This window comes from Ruegeria sp. AG6, from assembly GCF_056541565.1.
This window is the reverse complement of sequence record NZ_JBQFYQ010000008.1, coordinates 30,606-50,364: the sequence shown is the minus strand read 5'-3', so window position 1 is coordinate 50,364 and position 19,759 is coordinate 30,606. Positions and strand designations below refer to the sequence as shown.

25 protein-coding genes are annotated in these 19,759 nt (G+C 58.2%); 13 read left to right on the top strand and 12 right to left on the bottom strand.

Translation table 11 applies throughout. The features are described 5' to 3' along the window. Window positions 1-80: 80 nt before the first annotated feature. Window positions 81-356: a DUF167 domain-containing protein gene (locus ACR0I0_RS15505; RefSeq protein WP_480492128.1), complete on the top strand. Its 276-nt coding sequence runs from the start codon at window positions 81-83 to the stop codon at window positions 354-356. Here the strand turns inward: ACR0I0_RS15505 and ACR0I0_RS15500 are convergent. After that, window positions 344-592: a hypothetical protein gene (locus ACR0I0_RS15500; RefSeq protein WP_170346090.1), complete on the bottom strand. Its 249-nt coding sequence runs from the start codon at window positions 590-592 to the stop codon at window positions 344-346. The two genes, ACR0I0_RS15505 and ACR0I0_RS15500, sit on opposite strands and share 13 nt — an antisense overlap. A 120-nt stretch (window positions 593-712) precedes the next feature. On the opposite strand from ACR0I0_RS15500, the gene ACR0I0_RS15495 reads away from it, so the two are divergent. The 5 genes from ACR0I0_RS15495 (at window position 713) to ACR0I0_RS15475 (ending at window position 2,650) form a co-directional block, all read left to right on the top strand. Beyond that, window positions 713-1,420 carry a M48 family metallopeptidase gene (locus tag ACR0I0_RS15495; RefSeq protein WP_210092726.1) on the top strand — a complete coding sequence of 236 codons (708 nt, stop codon included), beginning with the start codon at window positions 713-715 and terminating at the stop codon, window positions 1,418-1,420. Beyond that, window positions 1,417-1,785 (top strand): YigZ family protein, encoded by a 369-nt coding sequence (locus ACR0I0_RS15490; RefSeq protein WP_171206242.1) that lies wholly within the window; start codon window positions 1,417-1,419, stop codon window positions 1,783-1,785. Before ACR0I0_RS15495 ends, ACR0I0_RS15490 begins: the two co-directional genes overlap by 4 nt. 69 nt (window positions 1,786-1,854) lie before the next feature. Continuing rightward, on the top strand, window positions 1,855-2,106 hold the full coding sequence (locus ACR0I0_RS15485) for a DUF6455 family protein (protein WP_171634356.1): 252 nt from the start codon (window positions 1,855-1,857) through the stop codon (window positions 2,104-2,106). A gap of 14 nt (window positions 2,107-2,120) precedes the next feature. Beyond that, window positions 2,121-2,390, top strand: coding sequence for a DUF6455 family protein (locus tag ACR0I0_RS15480; RefSeq protein WP_171634354.1), 270 nt, complete (start codon window positions 2,121-2,123; stop codon window positions 2,388-2,390). Then, window positions 2,390-2,650 carry a DUF6455 family protein gene (locus tag ACR0I0_RS15475; protein WP_171634351.1) on the top strand — a complete coding sequence of 87 codons (261 nt, stop codon included), beginning with the start codon at window positions 2,390-2,392 and terminating at the stop codon, window positions 2,648-2,650. Before ACR0I0_RS15480 ends, ACR0I0_RS15475 begins: the two co-directional genes overlap by 1 nt. Here the strand turns inward: ACR0I0_RS15475 and ACR0I0_RS15470 are convergent, their stop codons facing one another. Next, window positions 2,651-2,893 (bottom strand): CDGSH iron-sulfur domain-containing protein, encoded by a 243-nt coding sequence (locus tag ACR0I0_RS15470; RefSeq protein ID WP_171634349.1) that lies wholly within the window; start codon window positions 2,891-2,893, stop codon window positions 2,651-2,653. A 229-nt stretch (window positions 2,894-3,122) separates the two neighbouring features. Here ACR0I0_RS15470 and ACR0I0_RS15465 point away from each other — a divergent pair, with 229 nt between their 5' ends. Next, window positions 3,123-3,311: a hypothetical protein gene (locus ACR0I0_RS15465; RefSeq protein WP_050604769.1), complete on the top strand. Its 189-nt coding sequence runs from the start codon at window positions 3,123-3,125 to the stop codon at window positions 3,309-3,311. Between the two features lie 136 nt (window positions 3,312-3,447). Here ACR0I0_RS15465 and ACR0I0_RS15460 read toward each other — a convergent pair whose 3' ends face one another. Together ACR0I0_RS15460 and rimO are read right to left on the bottom strand one after the other, a co-directional pair. Beyond that, a complete protein-coding gene (locus ACR0I0_RS15460) occupies window positions 3,448-3,807 on the bottom strand; it encodes a hypothetical protein (protein ID WP_480492126.1) in 360 nt (119 codons plus the stop codon). Window positions 3,808-3,919: 112 nt separating this feature from the next. Beyond that, complete coding sequence (rimO, locus tag ACR0I0_RS15455) at window positions 3,920-5,308, bottom strand: 30S ribosomal protein S12 methylthiotransferase RimO (RefSeq protein ID WP_171634341.1); 1,389 nt, start codon at window positions 5,306-5,308, stop codon at window positions 3,920-3,922. Window positions 5,309-5,348: 40 nt separating this feature from the next. On the opposite strand from rimO, the gene ACR0I0_RS15450 reads away from it, so the two are divergent. After that, on the top strand, window positions 5,349-7,358 hold the full coding sequence (locus tag ACR0I0_RS15450; RefSeq protein WP_480492124.1) for an AsmA family protein: 2,010 nt from the start codon (window positions 5,349-5,351) through the stop codon (window positions 7,356-7,358). 47 nt (window positions 7,359-7,405) lie between these two features. On the opposite strand, the gene ACR0I0_RS15445 is transcribed toward ACR0I0_RS15450, so the two are convergent. The 4 genes from ACR0I0_RS15445 to ACR0I0_RS15430 are packed head-to-tail and all read right to left on the bottom strand — an operon-like array spanning window position 7,406 to window position 11,971. Beyond that, entirely contained in the window at window positions 7,406-8,902 is a 1,497-nt protein-coding gene (locus ACR0I0_RS15445; protein ID WP_480492122.1) for a phosphomannomutase/phosphoglucomutase, read from the bottom strand. A gap of 15 nt (window positions 8,903-8,917) precedes the next feature. Next, window positions 8,918-9,751, bottom strand: a complete 834-nt coding sequence (gene kdsA / locus ACR0I0_RS15440) for a 3-deoxy-8-phosphooctulonate synthase (RefSeq protein WP_480485534.1) — start codon at window positions 9,749-9,751, stop codon at window positions 8,918-8,920. A 5-nt stretch (window positions 9,752-9,756) separates the two neighbouring features. Beyond that, complete coding sequence (locus ACR0I0_RS15435) at window positions 9,757-11,334, bottom strand: KpsE/RkpR family capsule polysaccharide export protein (RefSeq protein WP_480492121.1); 1,578 nt, start codon at window positions 11,332-11,334, stop codon at window positions 9,757-9,759. Then, the gene (locus ACR0I0_RS15430) at window positions 11,312-11,971 is read right to left on the bottom strand and encodes an ABC transporter ATP-binding protein (protein ID WP_152458943.1); all 660 of its coding nucleotides are present in this window, start codon (window positions 11,969-11,971) and stop codon (window positions 11,312-11,314) included. The genes ACR0I0_RS15435 and ACR0I0_RS15430 overlap by 23 nt, the downstream gene beginning before the upstream one ends. A gap of 248 nt (window positions 11,972-12,219) precedes the next feature. Between ACR0I0_RS15430 and ACR0I0_RS15425 the strand changes: the two genes are divergently transcribed. Together ACR0I0_RS15425 and ACR0I0_RS15420 are read left to right on the top strand one after the other, a co-directional pair. Then, window positions 12,220-12,807, top strand: coding sequence for a uracil-DNA glycosylase family protein (locus ACR0I0_RS15425; RefSeq protein WP_480485530.1), 588 nt, complete (start codon window positions 12,220-12,222; stop codon window positions 12,805-12,807). Next, a complete protein-coding gene (locus tag ACR0I0_RS15420) occupies window positions 12,800-13,588 on the top strand; it encodes an SseB family protein (protein ID WP_480492119.1) in 789 nt (262 codons plus the stop codon). The genes ACR0I0_RS15425 and ACR0I0_RS15420 overlap by 8 nt, the downstream gene beginning before the upstream one ends. Window positions 13,589-13,648: 60 nt before the next feature. Here the strand turns inward: ACR0I0_RS15420 and yghU are convergent, their stop codons facing one another. Next, window positions 13,649-14,527: a glutathione-dependent disulfide-bond oxidoreductase gene (gene yghU / locus ACR0I0_RS15415; protein ID WP_480492117.1), complete on the bottom strand. Its 879-nt coding sequence runs from the start codon at window positions 14,525-14,527 to the stop codon at window positions 13,649-13,651. A 235-nt stretch (window positions 14,528-14,762) separates the two neighbouring features. Between yghU and ACR0I0_RS15410 the strand changes: the two genes are divergently transcribed. Beyond that, complete coding sequence (locus ACR0I0_RS15410) at window positions 14,763-15,281, top strand: YHS domain-containing (seleno)protein (protein WP_171634317.1); 519 nt, start codon at window positions 14,763-14,765, stop codon at window positions 15,279-15,281. Between the two features lie 49 nt (window positions 15,282-15,330). Here the strand turns inward: ACR0I0_RS15410 and ACR0I0_RS15405 are convergent, their stop codons facing one another. Together ACR0I0_RS15405 and metF are read right to left on the bottom strand one after the other, a co-directional pair. Further along, window positions 15,331-15,996, bottom strand: a complete 666-nt coding sequence (locus ACR0I0_RS15405; RefSeq protein ID WP_171634313.1) for a J domain-containing protein — start codon at window positions 15,994-15,996, stop codon at window positions 15,331-15,333. A gap of 230 nt (window positions 15,997-16,226) precedes the next feature. Then, a complete protein-coding gene (gene metF, locus ACR0I0_RS15400) occupies window positions 16,227-17,093 on the bottom strand; it encodes a methylenetetrahydrofolate reductase [NAD(P)H] (protein ID WP_171634310.1) in 867 nt (288 codons plus the stop codon). A gap of 94 nt (window positions 17,094-17,187) precedes the next feature. On the opposite strand from metF, the gene ACR0I0_RS15395 reads away from it, so the two are divergent. Both ACR0I0_RS15395 and ACR0I0_RS15390 read left to right on the top strand, forming a co-directional pair. Continuing rightward, window positions 17,188-18,093, top strand: coding sequence for a LysR family transcriptional regulator (locus ACR0I0_RS15395; protein WP_171723621.1), 906 nt, complete (start codon window positions 17,188-17,190; stop codon window positions 18,091-18,093). 98 nt (window positions 18,094-18,191) lie between these two features. Beyond that, the gene (locus ACR0I0_RS15390; RefSeq protein WP_171118687.1) at window positions 18,192-18,977 is read left to right on the top strand and encodes an inositol monophosphatase family protein; all 786 of its coding nucleotides are present in this window, start codon (window positions 18,192-18,194) and stop codon (window positions 18,975-18,977) included. Between the two features lie 18 nt (window positions 18,978-18,995). Here the strand turns inward: ACR0I0_RS15390 and ACR0I0_RS15385 are convergent, their stop codons facing one another. Beyond that, on the bottom strand, window positions 18,996-19,739 hold the full coding sequence (locus tag ACR0I0_RS15385; protein ID WP_171722778.1) for a rhomboid family intramembrane serine protease: 744 nt from the start codon (window positions 19,737-19,739) through the stop codon (window positions 18,996-18,998). Window positions 19,740-19,759: the final 20 nt, after the last annotated feature.

Genomic DNA, 19,759 nt, shown 5'->3' with positions numbered 1-19,759 from the left:
CAAGGGCACGCCAATGGATTGCGTGGATCAATTTCATTACGACGTGCTTCGTGCAAGACTTTGAGAAAAAAGAGGAGACAATGGCGAAAACCAAACTGCGCGATCTGCCGGATCTCAGCGCAATGGCGCAGGCCGGGGCCGTGTTCAAACTGAAGGTGACGCCCAAGGCGGCCCGCGATCGGGTAAGCGTCGAAGACGGGCAGATCAGGGTATCCGTTACGGCCCCGCCGGAAAACGGCAAGGCCAACAGGGCCGTGCAGTTGCTGCTTGCAGAATGTCTTGGCGTCGCGCCCTCGACCTTGACGCTGAAGCAGGGGCCAGCCGCACGGATCAAGCTGTTTTCCTATGACCCCTGAGGTCCGGTTTCGCGAATTTGATAAACACCTTCGGGCAGATCCAGCGCGGCCGCCAGATCCCGCACCTGCTCGGGTGACAACGTGATCTTCTGTATTTGATCGGTTCGGGGATCAAGTTGTTCCAGCGTGACGCATTCCGCGAAATTGTTGATCACCACATCTTCCTGCAAAGGTTGTTCACCTTCGTCCACAAGCGTAATGACCGTCGAGTCGAATTCATGCTCAATCGTAAACATGAGGCCAGAGTGCAAGCCGCTGGGGCGCAATGCAAGCCGTTCGTTTAACCGGTGGTGTGGTTTCGCCGGCACGGGCGTACTATGTTGAAATCACGGCCATTCGGTCTCAAAGGATATGACATGCACAGATGGTTTGTTTTATTGCTGTCCCTGCTGCTTGCGGCATGTGGAGGGGGGGCCTTGCGCGTCCAACCCGCCGAGGAATGGCTGGGGGACGAGCCAGAGGCCGAACCGATGGTGCAAACCTTCCGAGAGGTCAGTCGCGCTGTTGGAGCGGAAGCCCGCAGCCAGTGTCTGAAACAGACGACCGGGCAGAATTGCGACTTTCGGATTCTTGTCGACCTGAACCCTCGGGCTTCGGTCAATGCATTCCAGACGCTGGATGAAAACAAGCAGCCGGTGATCATATTCACCCGCTCGATGATCGAATCCACCCAGAACGCGGATGAACTGGCGTTTGTCATGGGGCATGAAGCAGCCCACCACGTGTTAGGGCATATCGGCAGGCAGAGTGAAATCGCCAGCGCCAGCGCGGCTGAGTTCGGGCGGGTGGCAGAGTTGCGCGGCGGGGATGCCGCCGCCATTGAAGAGGCACAAAAGCTGGGCGCGCAGGTTGGCGTTCAGGCTTATGTGAAAGACTTTGAGCTGGAGGCAGACCAGTTGGGAACCATCATCACGTATAATGCGGGATACAATCCGTTGGTCGGGGCAAGATTCTTTGATCGCATCCCGGATCCTGGTGACAGGTTTTTGGGAACCCACCCACCAAATGCACAACGTGTGCAGATCGTGCGGGAAACAGCAGAGCAATTGGGTTTGTCCCAATGACCGAACTTACATGCTTGGGTGTTGTCATGACGGATCGCGGCTCGAAATACGCGGTGTCCGGGGCGCAGGTCACGACGCGGGCTGAAATCGATGCCGTTCTGAACGATTTGAAATCCGACAAGAGCTATGCCAAGGCCACCCACAACACCTGGGCTGCGGCTTTGCCGACCGGCGCGTTGAAAGCTGATGATGGGGAAAGCGGCGCGGGCATGGTGATCCTTCGGATGATCGAACGCGCCGGGCTGAAAAATCACGTAATAATCGTGACGCGCTGGTATGGCGGCAAGAAACTGGGCGGGGACCGCTTTCGCCGTGTTCAGGATGCCACGCGAGCCTATCTGGATCACATCGGCGTCCAATCTTGACCTGAGTCAATGTTTGCCTTCGCAGATGCGCTACCCTTTGGACACAGCGTGAAAGCGAAAGGAAACAGCATGCCCTCCCACGAGACCCTGCGGCTGCATGCCGGATTGGTGGACGATATGGCCAGAATGCTGGACATTGATCTTGAGGAAGCCGCCATTGACGGGTCCGTTTCCGTGGACCAGATTTCTGATGCTGTTTTGCGCTGTACCGACTGCCCGAACCCGGATCACTGCAAGAGTTTGCTGAACAATCCCGGATCTGCCCGGCGGACGCCCGAATACTGCCGAAATCAGGAATTGCTTCACAATCTCCTGCCTTGACACAAAGGTCTGCCATGACACATCTGGGCGAAATCATGACCCATCTGCGCTTGGTATTGCGTATGGGGCAAACAACCGGAACCGATTTGGCTGCGGCCTATCGGAAAGGTCATCTGAAACAGCAAGAATGGGCTGAAATCGTGCAGCAGTGTCGCGGCTGTTCCTGGGCCAGGGACTGCCCGGAATGGTTGGAACGGCGCGAGCAGGTTGAACAGGCACCGACGACATGCCCGAATCGCAAGTACTTTACTGCCCTCAAAACCAAGCAGGTGGAGAACGCTTGATGTCTCAGGTCACGTTGGGGGAAATCGAAAAGCACTTTTGGCTTACGCGCTCGGTGTCACGCTGTATGGGCATTTCAATGACCGAAGCGATGGCCGAAGGACGTCTTTCACCTGAAAAATACGCCGAGCTTGTCACGCGGTGCCGTGCTGCCGGATGTGACGTACAATGCGAGTTTTGGCTTGCCCGGCAACAGGGCACAGCGACCACTGCCCCGGATTTTTGCCCCAATGCCGAGATACTGAATGGGCTGAAAACCTGATCAAAGCCCGTTGTGCGTTCCGTCGCACAAAGGCGGTTTCGAGCTTTGCTTGCACCCACAAAAGAAGACCTTTTTGCTGTTTTCCGCAGTATATTTCACAGGCTCTAACCCGGTGCCTTTGTGCGATCCGTCGCAAAACGGCTGGCGGCTGGATTTGCCGCAGGCGCACCAGAAATAGGTTTTCCCTTCGACGACCTCGACCGGAAAAGGCGATTTTCGGGCAATGATGGGTGCGTTTGACATATGGCTTCTCCGTCTTTGGATGAATTCGCTGCAACAGTTTAGGGCGCCGGAGTCAGAAGGATAGGTTTTACGCCTCAAAGAACGTCATTGCGCCATTGGATTGGCATGGATTCGCTGTGACTCACGAAGACGTGATCGATTCAGTTGCCAGATTGTCGTTCAGCCCGTATTCTTAACCTGGCCCCGAAAAGCTGGGCAATATCAGAAAAGTAATAAAGGATTGACGGACATGAAACTGAAACTCGCTGCCGTTGGCGCATTTGCACTGATCCTGACTGCCTGTGCGCAGCAGGAAGAACCGACACCTGTTTACGTTCAGCCCAGCTATGACAAAGCCGGCACACCCAGCTGTCCAGGTGGTTATCAATTGGCCACAACCGAGGCTGGCCAAACGGTCTGTGACCCAATCACTCAGTAAGCCATTCGCAGGCGGCCCGGACCCGGACCGCCTGTACGCTTTCGGGAAAAACCGCCACCAGTTGTGGCGGTTTTTTCTTGCCTGCGATTTCTCGGCTATCGGACAGGTTGCGTTCTTCGCGTTGCGTGAACCCTGTTTAGTGCCTTTTGAAGCCGTAGGTATGCTTGAACTTGAATGACTTGAATTTCTGTCGCTTGACCGACCCGTAGGGGATATGCCCGATGACACGCCGTTTGGGGGCGGTGTATCGATAAACCGGGGCCGGCTTTTTGATATGCGCCTTGGGCCGCTTGGCATGTGACCTGGCCTTCGGGGCCACGTAATACCAGTTTATCTTGTGATGGCCGTTTTTCTGAAAGCTCAGGTGTTTGCCGCCAACCGTAATGAATCCGGCAGAGCCGACCTGTGTAGGCTGGGCGTAACCGGGAGTGGCCACGAAATGCGCGGCCATCAGGAAAACCACGCAATTCAGGCCAAGCTTGAAGATACGAGACATGAAAACCTCCATGATTGGCTTTCAGTCCAAGATCGGGTCTGACCGCGTGTTCGGCCAATAAACTCGGTTCACGCTTTGCCCATATGCCGTGTGCTCGACGCGGTGTCAGACCTTAGACGGGTTTGCCCCACAAATCGTATTCTCCGGCCTCGTCCACTTCGACCGTGACGATGTCACCGGGCCTGAGGTTTTCGAACCCCTCATCGATGAACAGGTTACCGTCGATCTCGGGCGCGTCTGCTTTGGTGCGGCAGGTGGCGGCCTCGTCGTCGACCTCGTCCACGATCACCTCAAGCGTCTGTCCGACCTTCGCCCGCAACTTGGCCTCCGAGATCGCCTGTGCCTTTTCCATGAAGCGATCCCAGCGTTCTTGCTTGATTTCGGCCGGAACGTGATCGGGCAGGTCATTTGACCGCGCGCCATCGACGTTTTCATACTGAAAACACCCGACCCGATCCAGTTGAGCCTCGTCCATCCAGTCCAGCAGGGTCTGGAATTCCGACTCCGTCTCACCCGGATAGCCGACGATAAAGGTCGACCGCAGGGTGATATCCGGGCAGATCGCGCGCCAGGCCTTGATTTCATCCAACGTTCTGGCCGACGCGGCCGGGCGGGCCATGCGTTTCAGCACATCCGGGTGGGCGTGTTGAAACGGGATATCCAGATAAGGCAGCACGTTGCACCCGGCATCCGCCATCAGTGGGATCAGGTCCCGCACATGCGGATAAGGGTACACATAGTGCAGCCGCACCCAAGCATCGAGCTGCCCCAGCTCGCGCGCCAGATCGGTGATATGGCTGCGCACTTCACCGTCTTTCCACGGGTTGATGTCGTATTTCCGGTCCAGCCCATAGGCCGAAGTGTCCTGGCTGATGACCAGCAATTCGCGCACGCCGTTTTGCACCAGTTTTTCCGCCTCGCGCAGAACCGCATGCGCCGGGCGGCTGGCCAGTTTTCCGCGCATGTCGGGGATGATGCAGAACTTGCACTTGTGGTTGCAGCCCTCGGAAATTTTCAGATAGCTGTAGTGGCGCGGCGTCAACTGCACACTGCTGGCGGGCAACAGGTCCACGAACGGATCAGGATCGGGGGGCACGGCGGCGTGCACCGCATCCAGCACCTGCTCGTATTGGTGTGGGCCGGTGACAGCCATGATGCGAGGGTGATGCTCGCGAATGTAATCCGGCTCGGCCCCCAGACAGCCGGTCACGATGACCTTGCCGTTTTCCACCAGCGCCTCTCCAATCGCGTCCAGCGATTCCGCTTTGGCGCTGTCGAGGAACCCGCAGGTGTTCACAATGACGGCATCGGCCCCGGCATAATCTGGCGAAATGCCGTATCCTTCGGCACGTAGTCGGGTCAGAATGCGTTCACTGTCGACCAACGCCTTCGGGCAGCCCAAAGACACCATGCCGATGGTTGGCTGGTTCGATTGGGGTGTCTCGGTGATCCGGGCAGAAGGCGCCAGGTCGGGGCGGAGGTTCGGAGGGTTTGTCGTCATGCGCGGCATATAGTCGGGAAAGCTTCCCCTTGCAAATGTGATGCGTGATTTGAATGATCACGGCAATGACAAGCCAAAAGGCGGAGAGCAGAAAATGAAATGGCTGATGCGCATCCTGTTTATCGTTGTCGCCGTGATCGCGTTGATCATCGGCGCGCTGTTGCTGATGCCGGGGGAAAAGCTTGCCGCGATTCTGGCCGAGCAGGTCAAAGCCCAGACCGGCCGTGATCTGACGCTGACCGGTGATGTGCGCATTTCCTTCTGGCCGGTGGTCGGGATGGAAACCGGGCCGGTGCGTTTCGGCAACGCAAGCTGGGCTGGACCGGAGCCGATGCTCAGCGCGGATAGCCTGGCCGTCGGGGTAGACGCTGCCGGGCTGTTGAATGGGGATCTGCGGATCAAACGTGTTTTTGCAGACAATCCCGTGTTGCGGCTGGAACGATCCGATGGTCGCGGCAATTGGGAATTGAGCGCCCAGACAACCGCGACAACTGCGGTCGCGACCGGGGGCACGACGCCCGCTGAGCATTCGGGGCAGGTCACGCTGGATCAGCTGGAACTGACGAATGCACGGCTGATTTACGTGGAAAACGGTTCGACGCAGATGGATTTCTCGGGCGTGACACTATCTGCGAGCTGGCCCGAGGTGGCGGCCCCGTTGGTGATGGAGGCCGCCATGCCAGTGCCCGGAGGTGCGGTTCAGGTTGACCTGAAAATCCCGGACTTGCCGGCATTTGCCGCCGGGTCAGTGACTGATCTGGAATTGGCTTTGACGGCGCCGGGCGGAGAGATCGGATTTGACGGGCGCGTCAATCTTGCGGGTGAAATGGATGGAACCACCAAGGTCGTAACGCGTGACACTGAAGGGATGCTTGCCGCCTTCGGTCAGGCTGGCACATCCGTACCGCCCGGATTGGGCGAGACTGCCGACATTTCAGCGCATATGACGTATACGCAGGATGGGCGGGTTTCCATGCGGAACATGGTTGCGCAATTGGATGACAACCGGTTCGTGGGTGAGGCGGATATCACCATTTCGGACCCGCCGCGTATCGTGGCCCGTCTGGAAGCCGGTGATCTGGATCTGTCGCGGATTTCCGAAACTGCTTCTGCCTCAGGCGGCACGTCTCAGGCAAACGCTCCTGCACCTGAGGGGTGGTCGACGGCCCCTATTGACGCATCCGCTCTGGCGCTAGCGAATGGTAAGATCCGCCTGACGGCGAACTCGATCGCCGTGCCCGGGATGACGTTCGGCAAAAGCGATCTGACCCTGTCGCTGGATCAGTCGCGGGCCGTTCTGGAAATGCACCCGGCCACGCTGTTTGCGGGTCAGTTGCACGGTCAGGTGGTGGCCAACAACCGCAACGGTCTGTCTGTGGGCGGCAACGTGACCGCCACCGGGATCGATCTGAAACAGGCACTGACCACGATGGCCGGGGTCAAACGCCTGTCGGGAACCGCTGCGGGAGCGTTTGAGTTTCTGGGTGTCGGCCAGTCCGAGGATCAGATCATGCGGTCCCTCAGCGGCAAGGGAAACCTGGATGTCGGTCCCGGAGTGATTTCCGGGCTCGATCTGGACCGATTGATGGGGCAGGGTACCGGATCAGGCGGAACCACCGTGTTCAACAGCCTGACGGCCAGTTTCACCATCGACCAGGGCGTGTTGACGAACAGCGATCTGCTCATGTCACTGAAGAATTTCCGCGCAGATGGCACCGGCACCGTGGATCTGGGGGCTCGCAACATCGACTATCTGTTCACGCCCGTGGCGCTGCGGGCCAATTCCGGGCAGGGGATATCGGTTCCCGTTCGCATCAAAGGCCCCTGGAGCGACCCGTCGATCAAGCCGGACCTGACCAAGGTGATCGAGGCGGCGGCGGATGTGAAGGTCAAAGAACTGGAAGACGACGCCAAACAGAAGGTTTTTGAAAAGGTCGGAAACGAATTGGATACGACGATCACCGACAGTGACCAGATCGAAGACGCCATCAAGAACAAGCTTGAAGAAGAGGCAAAAAAAGGTCTGCTCAAATTATTCGGCGGCGACTGAGCAACCATCGTGCTTGGGGCATCGGGATATGCCCCAAGCAGTTGTTTTCAGATGGTTTGGTCGTAATCGCCGACACCGGGCTCGGTTCGGATGACGGCGTCAATGTCCGCGAAGATGGCGCGCATCTCAGCCTCGCTTTCGCTGCTTTCACAGACGACGACCAGATTGGGGGTATTGGACGAAGCCCGCACCAGACCCCAGCTGCCGTTGTCCAGAATCACACGTGCGCCGTTCACCGTAACCACTTCTTTGATTGCGCGGCCTGCGAGTGTTTCGCCGGCATCTCCCTTGGCGACCAGCTTGTCGACCAGCCGCTGAAGGATATCATATTTCTGGGTATCGGCGGCGTGGGGTGACATCGTGGGCGTGGACCAGGTCTTGGGCAGGGCCTTGCGCAGGTCCGACATGCTCTTGCCCGGGTTGCGGTCCATCAGTTTGCAGATTTCGACCGCGACACGCATCCCGCAGTCGTATCCACGCCCGATCGGTTCGGCCAAAAAGTAGTGGCCTGATTTTTCGAACCCTGCCAGTGCCCCGATTTCCTTGACGCGGCGCTTCATGTGGCTGTGGCCGGTCTTCCAGTAATCGGCTTTGACGCCCAGGGCCTGCAACTCGGGGTCGCTGGCGAACAGACCGGTGGATTTCACATCCGCAACAAAGGTCGATCCGGGGTGAAGCTTGGCCAGGTCGCGGGCCATGATGACGCCAACCTTGTCGGCAAAAATCTCCTCACCCTCATCATCGACGACGCCGCAGCGGTCTCCGTCACCGTCAAACCCCAGCGCCAGATCGGCACCGGTGGATTTCACCGTGGCGGCCATGTCGTGCAGCATCTCCATGGCTTCCGGGTTCGGGTTGTAGTTGGGGAAGGTATAGTCCAGCCGGTTATGGCTGGGCACGACCTCAACCCCGATCCGTTCGAAAATCTCGGGCGCAAAGGCCGAAGCCGTACCATTCCCGGTCGCGCAGACCACTTTCAGTGGACGGGACATTTTGAAATCCCCGACCAGTTCGTCGATATAGGCCTCTTTGACGCCATCGACGAACTCGTACGAGCCGCCTTCGCGCGCGACGCCCTCGCCGTTCAGAACGATGTCACGCAGTTCCGACATCTCATCCGGGCCATGGGTCAGCGGGCGGTCAAAACCCATTTTGACCCCGGTCCAGCCGTTCGGGTTGTGGCTGGCGGTGACCATGGCCACCGCAGGCACATCCAGATGGAACTGCGCAAAATAGGCCATGGGGCTGAGCGCAGGGCCGATGTCTTTGACGCGGATACCAGCCTGCATCAGGCCCAGCATCAGGGCATTTTTGATCGCCAGTGAATAATCGCGATAGTCGTTTCCGACCGCGATCACAGGCTCTATCCCGCGCCTGTGCATCTGTGTGCCAAGTCCCAGCCCAAGCGCGGTCATGCCGGGCAGGTTGATCTCTTCAGGATATTTCCAACGGGCATCGTATTCACGGAACCCGGTGGGCGTGATCATCGCGTCGCGCAGAAAGGTCCAGCTGTTGGGTGTTACCTCGGTGAGGGGTTTGATCATAAGAAATCTCAATCGTTAAATCTGAATCGGATTCTCTTTAGCAAGCGCATCAAATTGCATCAATGTGTCAACAAGTTGGGGCATCTGATCGAGCGGGATCATATTTGGCCCGTCCGATGGGGCCGAGTCCGGATCCTGATGGGTTTCAATGAACACGGCCCCGACACCCAGAGAAACCGCGGCGCGCGCCATCACCGGTGCAAATTCGCGTTGTCCGCCCGAAGACCCGCCCTTGCCTCCGGGTTGCTGCACGGAATGGGTGGCGTCCATCACCACCGGATACCCGGTCTTCGCCATTTGGGGCAGCGCTCGCATATCGGCAACCAGCGTGTTGTAGCCAAATGAGGTGCCACGTTCGGTCAGCAGGATATTCTGATTCCCGGTGCTTTCGATTTTGTCGACGATGTTGGTCATTTCCCATGGTGCAAGGAATTGCCCCTTTTTCACATTGACCGCTTTTCCGGTGTTACCGGCCGCCAGCAGCATGTCGGTCTGACGGCACAGGAATGCCGGAATTTGCAGAACGTCTACCGCCTCGGCGGCGATGGCGCATTGCGCTTCGGTATGAACATCGGTCAGAACCGGGATGCCCATCGTTTTACGGATGTCATCCAGTACCTTCAGCCCCGCATCGATGCCCATGCCACGCTTACCCGACAGGGATGTCCGGTTCGCCTTGTCATAAGACGCCTTGAAGACGTATTGCGCCCCGGCTGCGTCGCAGGCTTCTTTCATTTTGCCCGCAATCATCTGCGCATGGTCTGCCGTTTCAAGCTGACATGGCCCAGCTATGATGGTCAGCGGAAGGTCGTTGCCGACTGTCAGGTCGGAGATTTTAACATGTTTCATGAGTTTTATGAGGATACCTGTTCACGAAGGACCGACGCGGTAAGCGAGATCATCAGGTAGATACCAGCAAACAACAGGAATGCCAAAATCGTATTTTCGAACTTGCGCGGATAGCTGGGCTCCTGACTGGGAACGGGGTTGACCGAGACGGTCAGATAGCGCACCTGCCGGTTGGCTTCGGACCGGGTCGCTTCCATTTGCTGCATTGCCGTTTGCAGCATCATGTCACGCGCCGCCAGGTCCGCCTGCGCGATCTGGATACGCACGCTCAGCCGCGCCAGCGAGTTTTCGCCGTCCGAGGCATCCTGCATCTCGGCATTCAGTTCTCTCAGAACTTTTTCCAGGCGGGCGATATCTGCCTTGACGCCATCAACCTTTGCCTTGTTCGGGCGCAGGTTGTCCTGAAGCGCGGCGAGCTCAAGCTCTTTGTCCTGAACCAGTATTTCAATTTCGTTGATGCGGGCACGCAGGCTGGCAATGACGTTTTCGGGGTCAAGAACAGCGCCCTGAAGCTGAAGCTCGATCAACTCTTCCTGAGCCTGCCTGCGCGCTTCCTGCGCCGCTTCGAAACTTTGCAGCGCGTCGCGCATCTGGTCTTCGCGTTTTTTTCCGGACAAGGCGTTCACCCGGTCTTCGGCATAAGAAATCAGGCGCTCGGAAAATTCGGTCGATGTCTGCGCGTCGGGGGCGGCAACCTCCATCCGAATGACCCCTTCGGTCGGGTCATAGCCGATTGTAATCATGCGTTTGAACAGCTTATAGGCGTCTTCAAGCGAGGCGTCTGGCGCCAGTCTTTGAATCGGGTCGATCCATTCCTGCTTGAAAACATCAGAAAACCCGGCATCGCGGTCCAGCAACAGCAAAGCTTCTTTCGATTCCAGAAAGGACTGAACCGAGATCGAATCCTGTGTGGTGGCGAATTGCGTGCCGGCAAGCAGACCGCCGATATTGCCCGGTCCGCCATCCGCTTGCAGAATCAGGAATTCGGAATCGCTGGCATACATCGGCGTGGCGATGCGATAGAAATAGAAGCCGACAATGAAGGTCGGCAGGAACACAAAGGCCGCCAGACGCGCAAACAGTCCAAACAATTTACGCTTGCGACGACGGGCGATGTCTTTTTGGATTTGGCCAATTTCAAAATTGCGCCGCTCAGCCGGGCTGAGCTCGGGCCCGGGCAGATTTGTTTTCTCGGCACCCATGGCCTGCGGCAGTTGAACGTTGATCCTGTCCTTGGGGTTGTCACCCTCGTCCGATGGCCTTGCGGCGGCAAGGTCCAGAAGATTGGTGCGCTGGAAGGGGTCGATGCCCTTTTTGCGCAGCAATCGCACCGCGTCATAGTCCGACGTCGCGGCCAGACCATGTTTCTGCGCCAGACGTCGTGCGATACGCAATTGACGGCCCGTCAGGCCTTCGCGCTTGATGTCGTCCAGCTGCGTCCCGGGCTGTGCTTCGTCGGCGGCCGCAGGGCCTTGCGTCGCGTTGCGAATACGCGAGATGGCGTCCGATCGCGCCTCGGCCGAGTTTTCCGTCTGGCGTCTGCGGCGCCAGTTGTATTTTCTAACCTTGGGTTTCGTAGTCATACAGCTGCTTTGCCTCTTCCAAGGAGTCAAACATATACAATTGCCCGTCCAGAAGTACGGCCGCTTTCTGGGCGAATTTCTCCAACACGGACGGGCTGTGCGATACGATTACCAAAGTCGTCGTGCGCAACCTTTCCTTCAGGATCGCCCCTGCCTTTTCGTTGAATTCGACATCTGTTGTCGCCGGCATCCCTTCGTCGATGAGATACATGTCAAAGTCCAGCGCCAGCATCAAAGAAAAGGTGAAACGCGCCCTCATCCCAGAGGAGTAAGTGGCAAGGGGCTGGTCGAAATATTCGCCCAGACCGCAGAGCCATTTGCAATAGGCCTCGATATAGTCGGGGTCCATACCGTAGATCTTGGCGATGTAGCGCGCGTTCTCAAGCGCTGACAGTTTTCCCGACACGCCACCGGTGAACCCCATGGGAAAGGACACCCGGCATTCGCGGCGGACCACGCCTTCGTCGGGTTTCTCCAGGCCGGCCATCATGTTGATCAACGTGGTTTTTCCGGTTCCGTTCGGGGCCAGAACGCCCAGTGAGGTGCCCAGTTCGACCCGAAACGAGACCCGATCCAGAATCACCTTGCGGCGCGTTCCGGTCCAGAAGGATTTGCTGACGTTGTCGAATTCTAGCATTCGCGGTCTGCTGCTCGTTTCGTTTGTGTTGTCGCACTTGCGGGCGGCCAGAAAGGGTATTTTTTACCGGCCCATGTTGGCTACATTATGTCGAATTATGAAACAAATGATCAATGCGGTCCGGCTGCGCGCATGAATGTCTGATTGGGTGCAGCAAAGGTTATCGGTCACTTGGTGCGGCGTCAGGTCGTTATTATCTGTTTTGGCAGCCGACAACAGACGGGATGGGCAGGGGCCTTCACGATCATATGAACGCTATACGTCAGGAAATCCGCGCCTGCCGCTTGTGTGCCGACAGGTTCGCGCAAACAAAAACCGCACACGAGCCGCGCCCGGTGGTCTGGTTCCGCCCCGGAACACCGATCCTTGTCGCGGGGCAGGCACCGGGCGCCCGTGTGCACGAGTCGGGGCGGCCCTTCACCGACCCGTCCGGCGACAGGCTGCGGCACTGGCTGGGGATTGATGAGACGGTTTTTTACGATCGCGACCGTGTTTCGATTGTACCGATGGCGTTCTGCTTTCCGGGGTACGATGCGCGCAATGCTGATCTTCCGCCACCTGCGATTTGCCGCAAGACCTGGCATGACCGGGTGATGCAGGACCTGGGGCGTGTGCCGCTGACCGTGTTGGTCGGAGGTCATGCACACAAGTTTCATCTTGGCGCGCGCGGGTCGGTTACGGACACCGTCCGCAACTGGCGGGACCATGCGCCGCGGGTCTTTGCCTTGCCTCACCCGTCCTGGCGCAATACGGCATGGTTGAAGAAAAACCCGTGGTTCGAGGCTGAACTGCTGCCTGTTTTGCGTGCACGGGTCCAAGAGGTGCTGAATGATTGAATCCACGGCGTTGGACACTGCGCATGCCGCGATGCAGGCGGACCCGACAAGTGATGCCGCTCGTCTGCGTTTCTTCGAACGGCTTGCGGATAGCGAGCTGTTTCTGATGCTGACCGAAGAAGCGCGGGACGAGAATATCTCGCCCGAATTGTTCGATGTGGCTGACGGGCGCTTTGTTCTGGCCTTTGATCGTGAGGACCGGCTGGCGCAGTTTGCCGGGCGGCCCGCGCCTTATGTGGCGCTGTCGGGGCGGGTGCTTTCGGGGATGCTTTCGGGGCAGGGCATCGGGCTTGGTCTGAACCTGGAGACTGCGCCATCTTCGATGCTGGTCCCGGCGGAAGCCCTGGAATGGTTGGCTGAAACGTTGCAGCACCGCCCGCAAAAGGTCGAGGAAGAGCTTGCCGAGTTTTTGCCCCCTGCCGGCCTGCCGCAGGCCCTGCTGACCGCGTTGGATGCGAAACTGGCGACGGCAGCTGGACTTGCCAGTGCGGCCTATCTGGTTGCCACCAAGTCCAAATCGGGCGCGCAGGGCCATCTTTTGGGATTTGTCGATGCCATCGAGGGGGCCGAGCCCGCTTTGGCCAAGGCCGCGTCCGAGGCGCTGACCTTTTCCGGGATTGAGGCAGGCGCGATGGATGTCGGGTTTTTCACCGCAAGCGAGGCCGCCGCCGCGCTTCTGGCCAAGGTGGGCCTTCGGTTTGATCTGCCCCAGCCGCAAATTGCCGAAGCGGTCCGCGAAGCCCCCGGCAGCAATCCGGACAACCCACCCATTCTGAAATAACCATCCAAACACAAACACGCAGCGCAAGCTGCACCGCGTGTCGTTGCGCCTAGGATATGTTTATTCCGCCGCCGCTTCCAGCTTATCCTGCGTGCGGGTTTCGAAATCGCTGGCGTCGTGGCGTTCGTGAAGCTGCGTGTGCGGCTCGCCAAAGGCGCGGTTGACCATGCGGCCGCGCTGAACCGCCGGGCGCGCGTCGATTGCCTTGGCCCATCGCATGACGTTCTTGTAGGATTTCACGTCCAGGAACTCTGCCGCGCTGTAAAGGCGGCCCAGAACCAACTGGCCATACCAGGGCCAAATCGCCATGTCGGCGATCGAATAGTCTTCGCCCGCGATGAAGGTTTTCTCCGCCAGTTCACGATCCAGAACATCCAGTTGGCGCTTGGTCTCCATGGCGAAACGGTTGATCGGGTATTCCCATTTCTCGGGTGCATAGGCGTAGAAATGCCCGAACCCACCGCCCAGGTAAGGCGCGCTGCCCATCTGCCAGAACACCCAGTTCATCACCTCGGTCCGCTCGGGGCCGGATGCGGGCAGAAACGCGCCGAACTTTTCAGCCAGATGGAACAGGATCGAGGCGCTTTCAAAAACACGAACAGGTTTGTCACCTGACCGATCCCAAAGCGCGGGGATTTTCGAGTTCGGGTTGGCCTCGACAAAGCCCGAGCTGAATTGATCGCCTTCTCCGATGTTGATCAGCCAGGCGTTGTATTCAGCGCCTTCATGACCAAGTGCCAACAGCTCTTCCAGCATCACCGTGACTTTTACGCCATTGGGTGTCGCGAGCGAGTAAAGCTGAAGAGGATGCTGTCCGACCGGCAGGTCCTTGTCATGGGTCGCTCCGGCGATCGGTCGGTTGATGTTGGCGAATTGTCCGCCACTTTTACTGTCCCAGGTCCAGACCGCTGGAGGGGTATACGAGGATTGGTCGCTCATCTCTTGCCTTTCTTGCCTATGTCAGGGCTGCCATACAGCTAATATTGCAAACCGCCGAGTCCAACCCCACTCAACTGGCGTATTCTGTAACAATCCGCCGCCAAACTCTCACGTTTTCTCGTGTCGGGTCACAGCGGCGTTAGGGGGACTACGCACCGCTTGGGAATCGCATATTGTCCTGTCAGACCTGCCGCAAGGCATCACGGATTTAGTTGACCCGAAAAGGATGAACGACATGAAACGCTTTGCATTGACACTCGCTGCGGCCATAGCTCTGGCGGTTCCGGCTTTTGCCGGCCCTCAATATATCGACGGCACAGGTTTTGCTGTTTCGGGTTATGATGTCGTTGCCTATCGCAGCCTGGATCAGATGCCTGTGGGCCAGTCGCAGCCCGAAGGTGTGCGCGGAAATGCCAACATCACCGCCGAGTACAACGGTGCGACCTGGGCATTTGCGACCGAGGAAAACCGCGACAAATTCCTTGAAAACCCAGCATACTACGCGCCGCAATATGATGGGCACTGCGCTTACGGCGTGTCGCGTGGTGGCAAGGTTCCTGCAAATCCAAACCTGTGGCGGATCGTGGATGACAAGCTGTATCTCAACATCACCGACGTGGTTGTCGGATTTTTCGAGGAAGACATTCCAGGTAATATCAATCTTGCCGAAGGAAACTGGCCCGGTATCGAACCAAGCGACGCTTCGACCAATGTGATCCCGAAATTCACGTCGGAAGGCCCGGTTTCAAACTGATCCGGCCTCAAAAGACCCAAGCCCGGCTGGTCCAGCCGGGCAGAGGCCGTTACCCCGCAAGCCAGAATTGATCCCGAATATCCTGATCGGCATCAAACCTGATCCGCACGCTCTTGGCGCCCGGAAACTTCCGTTCGCGGATCGTATCGGGGATGATGACTTCTCCGGCGCCGGTATCTTTTGACTGAAAGCTCAAAATTTCAGCCTCGGTGTGGCGCGCGTTGGTCAGGACGGTCGTCGGCAAGGCCACGCGATTTGCCCCATGATGCACGGGCGTGGTGACAAAATAGGTCAGATGCCGCCCGTAACACCCGACCGCGTCGGGAATGTGATCCGAGACACATGCATCAGATCTGTCCTGAACATCCGCTTCATCGTGCATTTGCGGCAACCTCTGGTCGGGATTCAGCATCGCCTTGCAGGCGGCGATATCCTCCAGCGGAAGTTCGATGATGCGCTTCTTCAAACGGGGTCGGCGCGGTTGCGGAGGGCCGGAACTGGCACCACCTTTCATAACCAAACCTTCTTTGCGCAGAAAATCATAAGCCGCCTTGGCGCGCGAAAAACCGGAACTGTCCCCATCCTTGTGATCGGGGTGTGAATGGAATGCGATCTGCCTCCATGCGTCCCTGATCTCTTGGGAACCGGCGCAGGGGCTCAACCCCAGATCCGCCAACGCATCCGCGCGTGCCCGCACTTTATCGACAGGTTCCATACTCAAAACACTCTTTACAAACTACACAGTACCAGTGTGGTCACAGTCATAGTTTTGTCAATTTTCAAGGATGATTTGCGGGGCTGGTGACAACAATCGCGATGTTGAGATTCAATTGTCCCTCAAAGGCGCCGTTTTATAGGCGTGGTTGTGAAACAGTACACATCTTCCGAAACGACAAACGCCCGGGCGTAAACGTAACCCGGGCGAACCATTGGATTTTTTGAAAGTCAGGCAACGTTTTCCAGTTCAACGCGCGGTGTAATGCCCAGTGCGAAGCAGACATCGCGCGTCAATTCGGGACGGTTCAGGGTATAGAAATGCAGCTTGTCCACGCCGCCTTCGATCAGGTCTGAACACAGCTCTGTGCAGATTGCCGTGGCCAACAGATCCTCACGCCCATCGCGCACCGCTTTTTCAAACGCCTGTTCGACCCACTGGGGAATATGCGTGCCACAGCGCTTGGCGAAGTTGCGGGCGCCTGCCCAGTTCTCGATCGGCAGGATGCCCGGCACGATCGGTTTGTCGATGCCGGCCTTGGCGCAAGCATCGCGGAACCGGAAAAAGGTTTCGGCTTCGAAGAAGAACTGCGTCAGCGCTTCGTCTGCACCTGCGTCCAGCTTGGCCTTCAGCCAGTCCACATCCGCAGCCATGTTTGCAGCCTCGGGGTGGGTGTCGGGATAGGCCCCGACACGAATGCTGAACATTTCGGTTTCGGCCAGTGCCTCGATCAGTTCAACAGAACTGGAAAACCCGTCGGGGTGCGGCACAAACTTGTCCTGACCCTTTGGCGGGTCGCCGCGCAGGGCGACGATGTCCTGCACGCCGGCGCGGGCAAAGGTGTCTGCAATCTCCAGCGTTTCCTGCCGCGAAGCATCGACACAGGTCAGATGAGCGGCCACGTTCAGGCCCGATGACTTGTGCAGGGTCGAAACCGCGTCGCGCGTCAGTTCACGCGTCGTGCCACCAGCGCCGTAGGTGACGGAAACAAAACGGGGATCCAAAGGGGCCAATGTCTGGACCGTGTCCCAAAGGCGGAAAGAGGCTTCCAGAGTTTTGGGCGGAAAGAACTCGAAGGAAATTTCAGGTTTGGACATCGTGGCCTCACTGGATCAACTGAGCCTCTTGTGCCATGGCATGCATTGTGAAACAAACTCATATTACTCAACAACAACATGAATGCTGTTTGAAATGCATATTGAATTCCGGCACCTGCGCACCATCAAGGCGATCCATGAATGCGGCGGGCTGGCCCGCGCTGCGGATCAGTTGAACATCACCCAGTCCGCATTGAGCCATCAAATCAAAGGGTTGGAGGATCAGGCCGGGGTCGAGCTGTTTCTGCGCCGCTCCAAACCCATGAAATTGTCGGCTGCCGGTTTGCGGCTTTTGCGCCTGGCCGAGCAGATACTGCCGCAGGTCGAAGCCGCCCAGAATGAATTTTCTTCGCTGCGGGACGGGCGCACGGGGCGGATGCATATAGCCATCGAATGCCACGCTTGTTTCGAATGGCTGTTCCCGGTGCTCGAATCCTTCAGGAAATCCTGGGGCGACGTGGATGTCGATATCCGCCCTGGTCTTGCCTTCGACGCGCTTCCGGCCTTGCAGAAGGAAGAGGTCGATCTGGTGGTCTCGTCCGATCCCGAAGACCTGCCGGGTGTCGAGTTTGTCGAACTTTTTGATTATAACGCGGTGTTTGTGGCCGCTTCGACCCATCCCCTGGCCAAGAAAGACTATGTCGAGGCCGAGGATTTTCGCGGCCAGACCCTGATCACCTATCCGGTGGAACGCACCCGCCTAGATGTGTTCAGCCAGCTGTTGATCCCAGCGCGGGTTGAGCCTGCAACGATCCGGCAGGTGGAACTGACCGCCGTCATTCTGCTGCTGGTCGCATCGAACCGGGGCATTTCAGTGCTGCCGGATTGGGTCGTGCGCGAGGTCAAATACAACTCGGACTACGTCACCAGACCCTTGACGAAAGAGGGCATTACACGGCGTCTCTATGCCGCGGTCCGTTCGGAAGATCTGGAGAAACCCTTTGTGCAGGAACTGGTGAAACTGGCCCGGGAAGAAGCGCGTAAGCTGCAATCCCAGTAACGGCGTTTCCTGCGGGTCTGTTATGCGCATCATTCCTCTTGGCAAGGGCGCATTGCGGCAGTATACGCGCGGTTTGACCGGACAGGAGCCTTTTGACAATGGTTGGCAGCGCAAATCTCAACATCATGATCAAGGCCGCGCGCAAGGCGGGGCGTTCTTTGGTCAAGGATTTCCGTGAAGTCGAGAATCTGCAGGTGTCGATGAAAGGCGCCGGTGATTTCGTCTCGAAGGCCGACATCGCCGCCGAAGCCATCCTGAAAGAAGAGCTGCTGGGCGCACGACCGACCTATGGCTGGCTGGCCGAAGAGGGCGGCTCCATCGATGGTGAGGATCCGACCCGCCGCTGGATCGTCGATCCGCTGGACGGCACCACCAATTTCCTGCACGGCCTGCCGCATTGGGCGATTTCCATAGCACTGGAACACAAGGGCAAGATCGTTGCCGGCGTGATCTATGACGCCGCCAAGGACGAGATGTTCTTTGCTGAAAAAGGTGAGGGCGCTTGGATGAACGACACCCGTATTCGCGTGTCGGGTCGTCATCGCATGATTGAATCGGTCTTCGCGACCGGTCTGCCCTTTGGTGGCCGCTCGGATCTGCCTGCGACTTTGCAGGATCTGGCGCGTCTGATGCCCGCCTGCGCCGGTGTGCGTCGTTGGGGCGCCGCCGCGCTGGATATGGCATATGTGGCCGCAGGCCGGTACGAAGGCTTTTGGGAACGCCGCCTGAATGCGTGGGATCTGGCTGCCGGTGTGATCATCGTCAAAGAGGCTGGCGGCTTCGTGCAGGCGCTTAACCCTGAAGGCAACGTGCTGGAAGATGGTGAAGTGATCTGTTCGAACGAACCGATCTTCGATCAGTTCGCCAAGGTGATCCGGGGCTAGGCGCCCTTTGAACCGGCTTTAGCGGCGCGGAACGCGCGGAATGCGGGATTGTGACAGCTTGTACTTCGCTTCCGGGTGGGGCGGATGTCCGTGGGTGCGATCCCAGAACTGAATTCCGCCGCGTCTCAGCCACAGCGGGATGCACAGGATCAGGCCAACGGCAAATCCCCCGGTATGGGCCCAATAGGCGATGCCGCCTTCGTCTGGATTGCTGGTGACGCTGCCAAAGAACTGTATCGCCAGCCAGACGCCCAGCATGATGAAGGCGGGGATGGTAAAGACCCTGAAATAGACGATCAGGATCAGCAGGATATCCACCCGTGCTTTCGGGAACAGCAGCAGATACCCGCCCATCACGCCCGCAATCGCGCCCGAGGCCCCAACAGTGGGAACTTGGGACTCGGGCCCGGTGATGACGTGAATCAGGCCCGCGCCGATTCCTGCCGCCATGTAAAACAGCAGGAAGGGCAGATGGCCCATCTCGTCTTCCAGATTGTCACCGAAGATCCACAGAAACAGCATGTTGCCGGCCAGGTGCATCCACCCCCCGTGCAGGAACATGGATGTCACGAGGGTTTCCAGCCCGAACCCGTCGCTGACCCGCGCCGGAATAATGGCGTAGTCGAAAAACAGCCTGCCGATCCGTGGCCCATCATTCATGATCCCCACATAGCTGAGGAAGATCAGGATATTGGCCGCCAGCAAGGCATAGACAACATAAGGTGTGCGCCCCGAAGGGTTATGGTCGCGGATCGGAAACATGCCGTGACGCTGGGCTTTTG

Bases quoted from the DNA above. Each gene is read 5' to 3' on its own strand.
- ACR0I0_RS15445 (WP_480492122.1), bottom strand. From the start codon at position 8,902: ATGATCAAACCCCTCACCGAGGTAACACCCAACAGCTGGACCTTTCTG.
- ACR0I0_RS15385 (WP_171722778.1), bottom strand. From the start codon at position 19,739: ATGTTTCCGATCCGCGACCATAACCCTTCGGGGCGCACACCTTATGTT.
- ACR0I0_RS15435 (WP_480492121.1), bottom strand. From the start codon at position 11,334: ATGACTACGAAACCCAAGGTTAGAAAATACAACTGGCGCCGCAGACGC.
- ACR0I0_RS15490 (WP_171206242.1), top strand. From the start codon at position 1,417: ATGACCGAACTTACATGCTTGGGTGTTGTCATGACGGATCGCGGCTCG.
- ACR0I0_RS15405 (WP_171634313.1), bottom strand. From the start codon at position 15,996: ATGGAACCTGTCGATAAAGTGCGGGCACGCGCGGATGCGTTGGCGGAT.
- yghU (WP_480492117.1), bottom strand. From the start codon at position 14,527: ATGAGCGACCAATCCTCGTATACCCCTCCAGCGGTCTGGACCTGGGAC.
- ACR0I0_RS15410 (WP_171634317.1), top strand. From the start codon at position 14,763: ATGAAACGCTTTGCATTGACACTCGCTGCGGCCATAGCTCTGGCGGTT.
- ACR0I0_RS15460 (WP_480492126.1), bottom strand. From the start codon at position 3,807: ATGTCTCGTATCTTCAAGCTTGGCCTGAATTGCGTGGTTTTCCTGATG.
- metF (WP_171634310.1), bottom strand. From the start codon at position 17,093: ATGTCCAAACCTGAAATTTCCTTCGAGTTCTTTCCGCCCAAAACTCTG.
- ACR0I0_RS15505 (WP_480492128.1), top strand. From the start codon at position 81: ATGGCGAAAACCAAACTGCGCGATCTGCCGGATCTCAGCGCAATGGCG.
- ACR0I0_RS15480 (WP_171634354.1), top strand. From the start codon at position 2,121: ATGACACATCTGGGCGAAATCATGACCCATCTGCGCTTGGTATTGCGT.
- ACR0I0_RS15395 (WP_171723621.1), top strand. From the start codon at position 17,188: ATGCATATTGAATTCCGGCACCTGCGCACCATCAAGGCGATCCATGAA.
- ACR0I0_RS15425 (WP_480485530.1), top strand. From the start codon at position 12,220: ATGAACGCTATACGTCAGGAAATCCGCGCCTGCCGCTTGTGTGCCGAC.
- ACR0I0_RS15495 (WP_210092726.1), top strand. From the start codon at position 713: ATGCACAGATGGTTTGTTTTATTGCTGTCCCTGCTGCTTGCGGCATGT.
- ACR0I0_RS15390 (WP_171118687.1), top strand. From the start codon at position 18,192: ATGGTTGGCAGCGCAAATCTCAACATCATGATCAAGGCCGCGCGCAAG.
- ACR0I0_RS15470 (WP_171634349.1), bottom strand. From the start codon at position 2,893: ATGTCAAACGCACCCATCATTGCCCGAAAATCGCCTTTTCCGGTCGAG.
- kdsA (WP_480485534.1), bottom strand. From the start codon at position 9,751: ATGAAACATGTTAAAATCTCCGACCTGACAGTCGGCAACGACCTTCCG.
- ACR0I0_RS15500 (WP_170346090.1), bottom strand. From the start codon at position 592: ATGTTTACGATTGAGCATGAATTCGACTCGACGGTCATTACGCTTGTG.
- ACR0I0_RS15430 (WP_152458943.1), bottom strand. From the start codon at position 11,971: ATGCTAGAATTCGACAACGTCAGCAAATCCTTCTGGACCGGAACGCGC.
- ACR0I0_RS15465 (WP_050604769.1), top strand. From the start codon at position 3,123: ATGAAACTGAAACTCGCTGCCGTTGGCGCATTTGCACTGATCCTGACT.
- ACR0I0_RS15450 (WP_480492124.1), top strand. From the start codon at position 5,349: ATGCGTGATTTGAATGATCACGGCAATGACAAGCCAAAAGGCGGAGAG.
- rimO (WP_171634341.1), bottom strand. From the start codon at position 5,308: ATGACGACAAACCCTCCGAACCTCCGCCCCGACCTGGCGCCTTCTGCC.
- ACR0I0_RS15420 (WP_480492119.1), top strand. From the start codon at position 12,800: ATGATTGAATCCACGGCGTTGGACACTGCGCATGCCGCGATGCAGGCG.
- ACR0I0_RS15475 (WP_171634351.1), top strand. From the start codon at position 2,390: ATGTCTCAGGTCACGTTGGGGGAAATCGAAAAGCACTTTTGGCTTACG.
- ACR0I0_RS15485 (WP_171634356.1), top strand. From the start codon at position 1,855: ATGCCCTCCCACGAGACCCTGCGGCTGCATGCCGGATTGGTGGACGAT.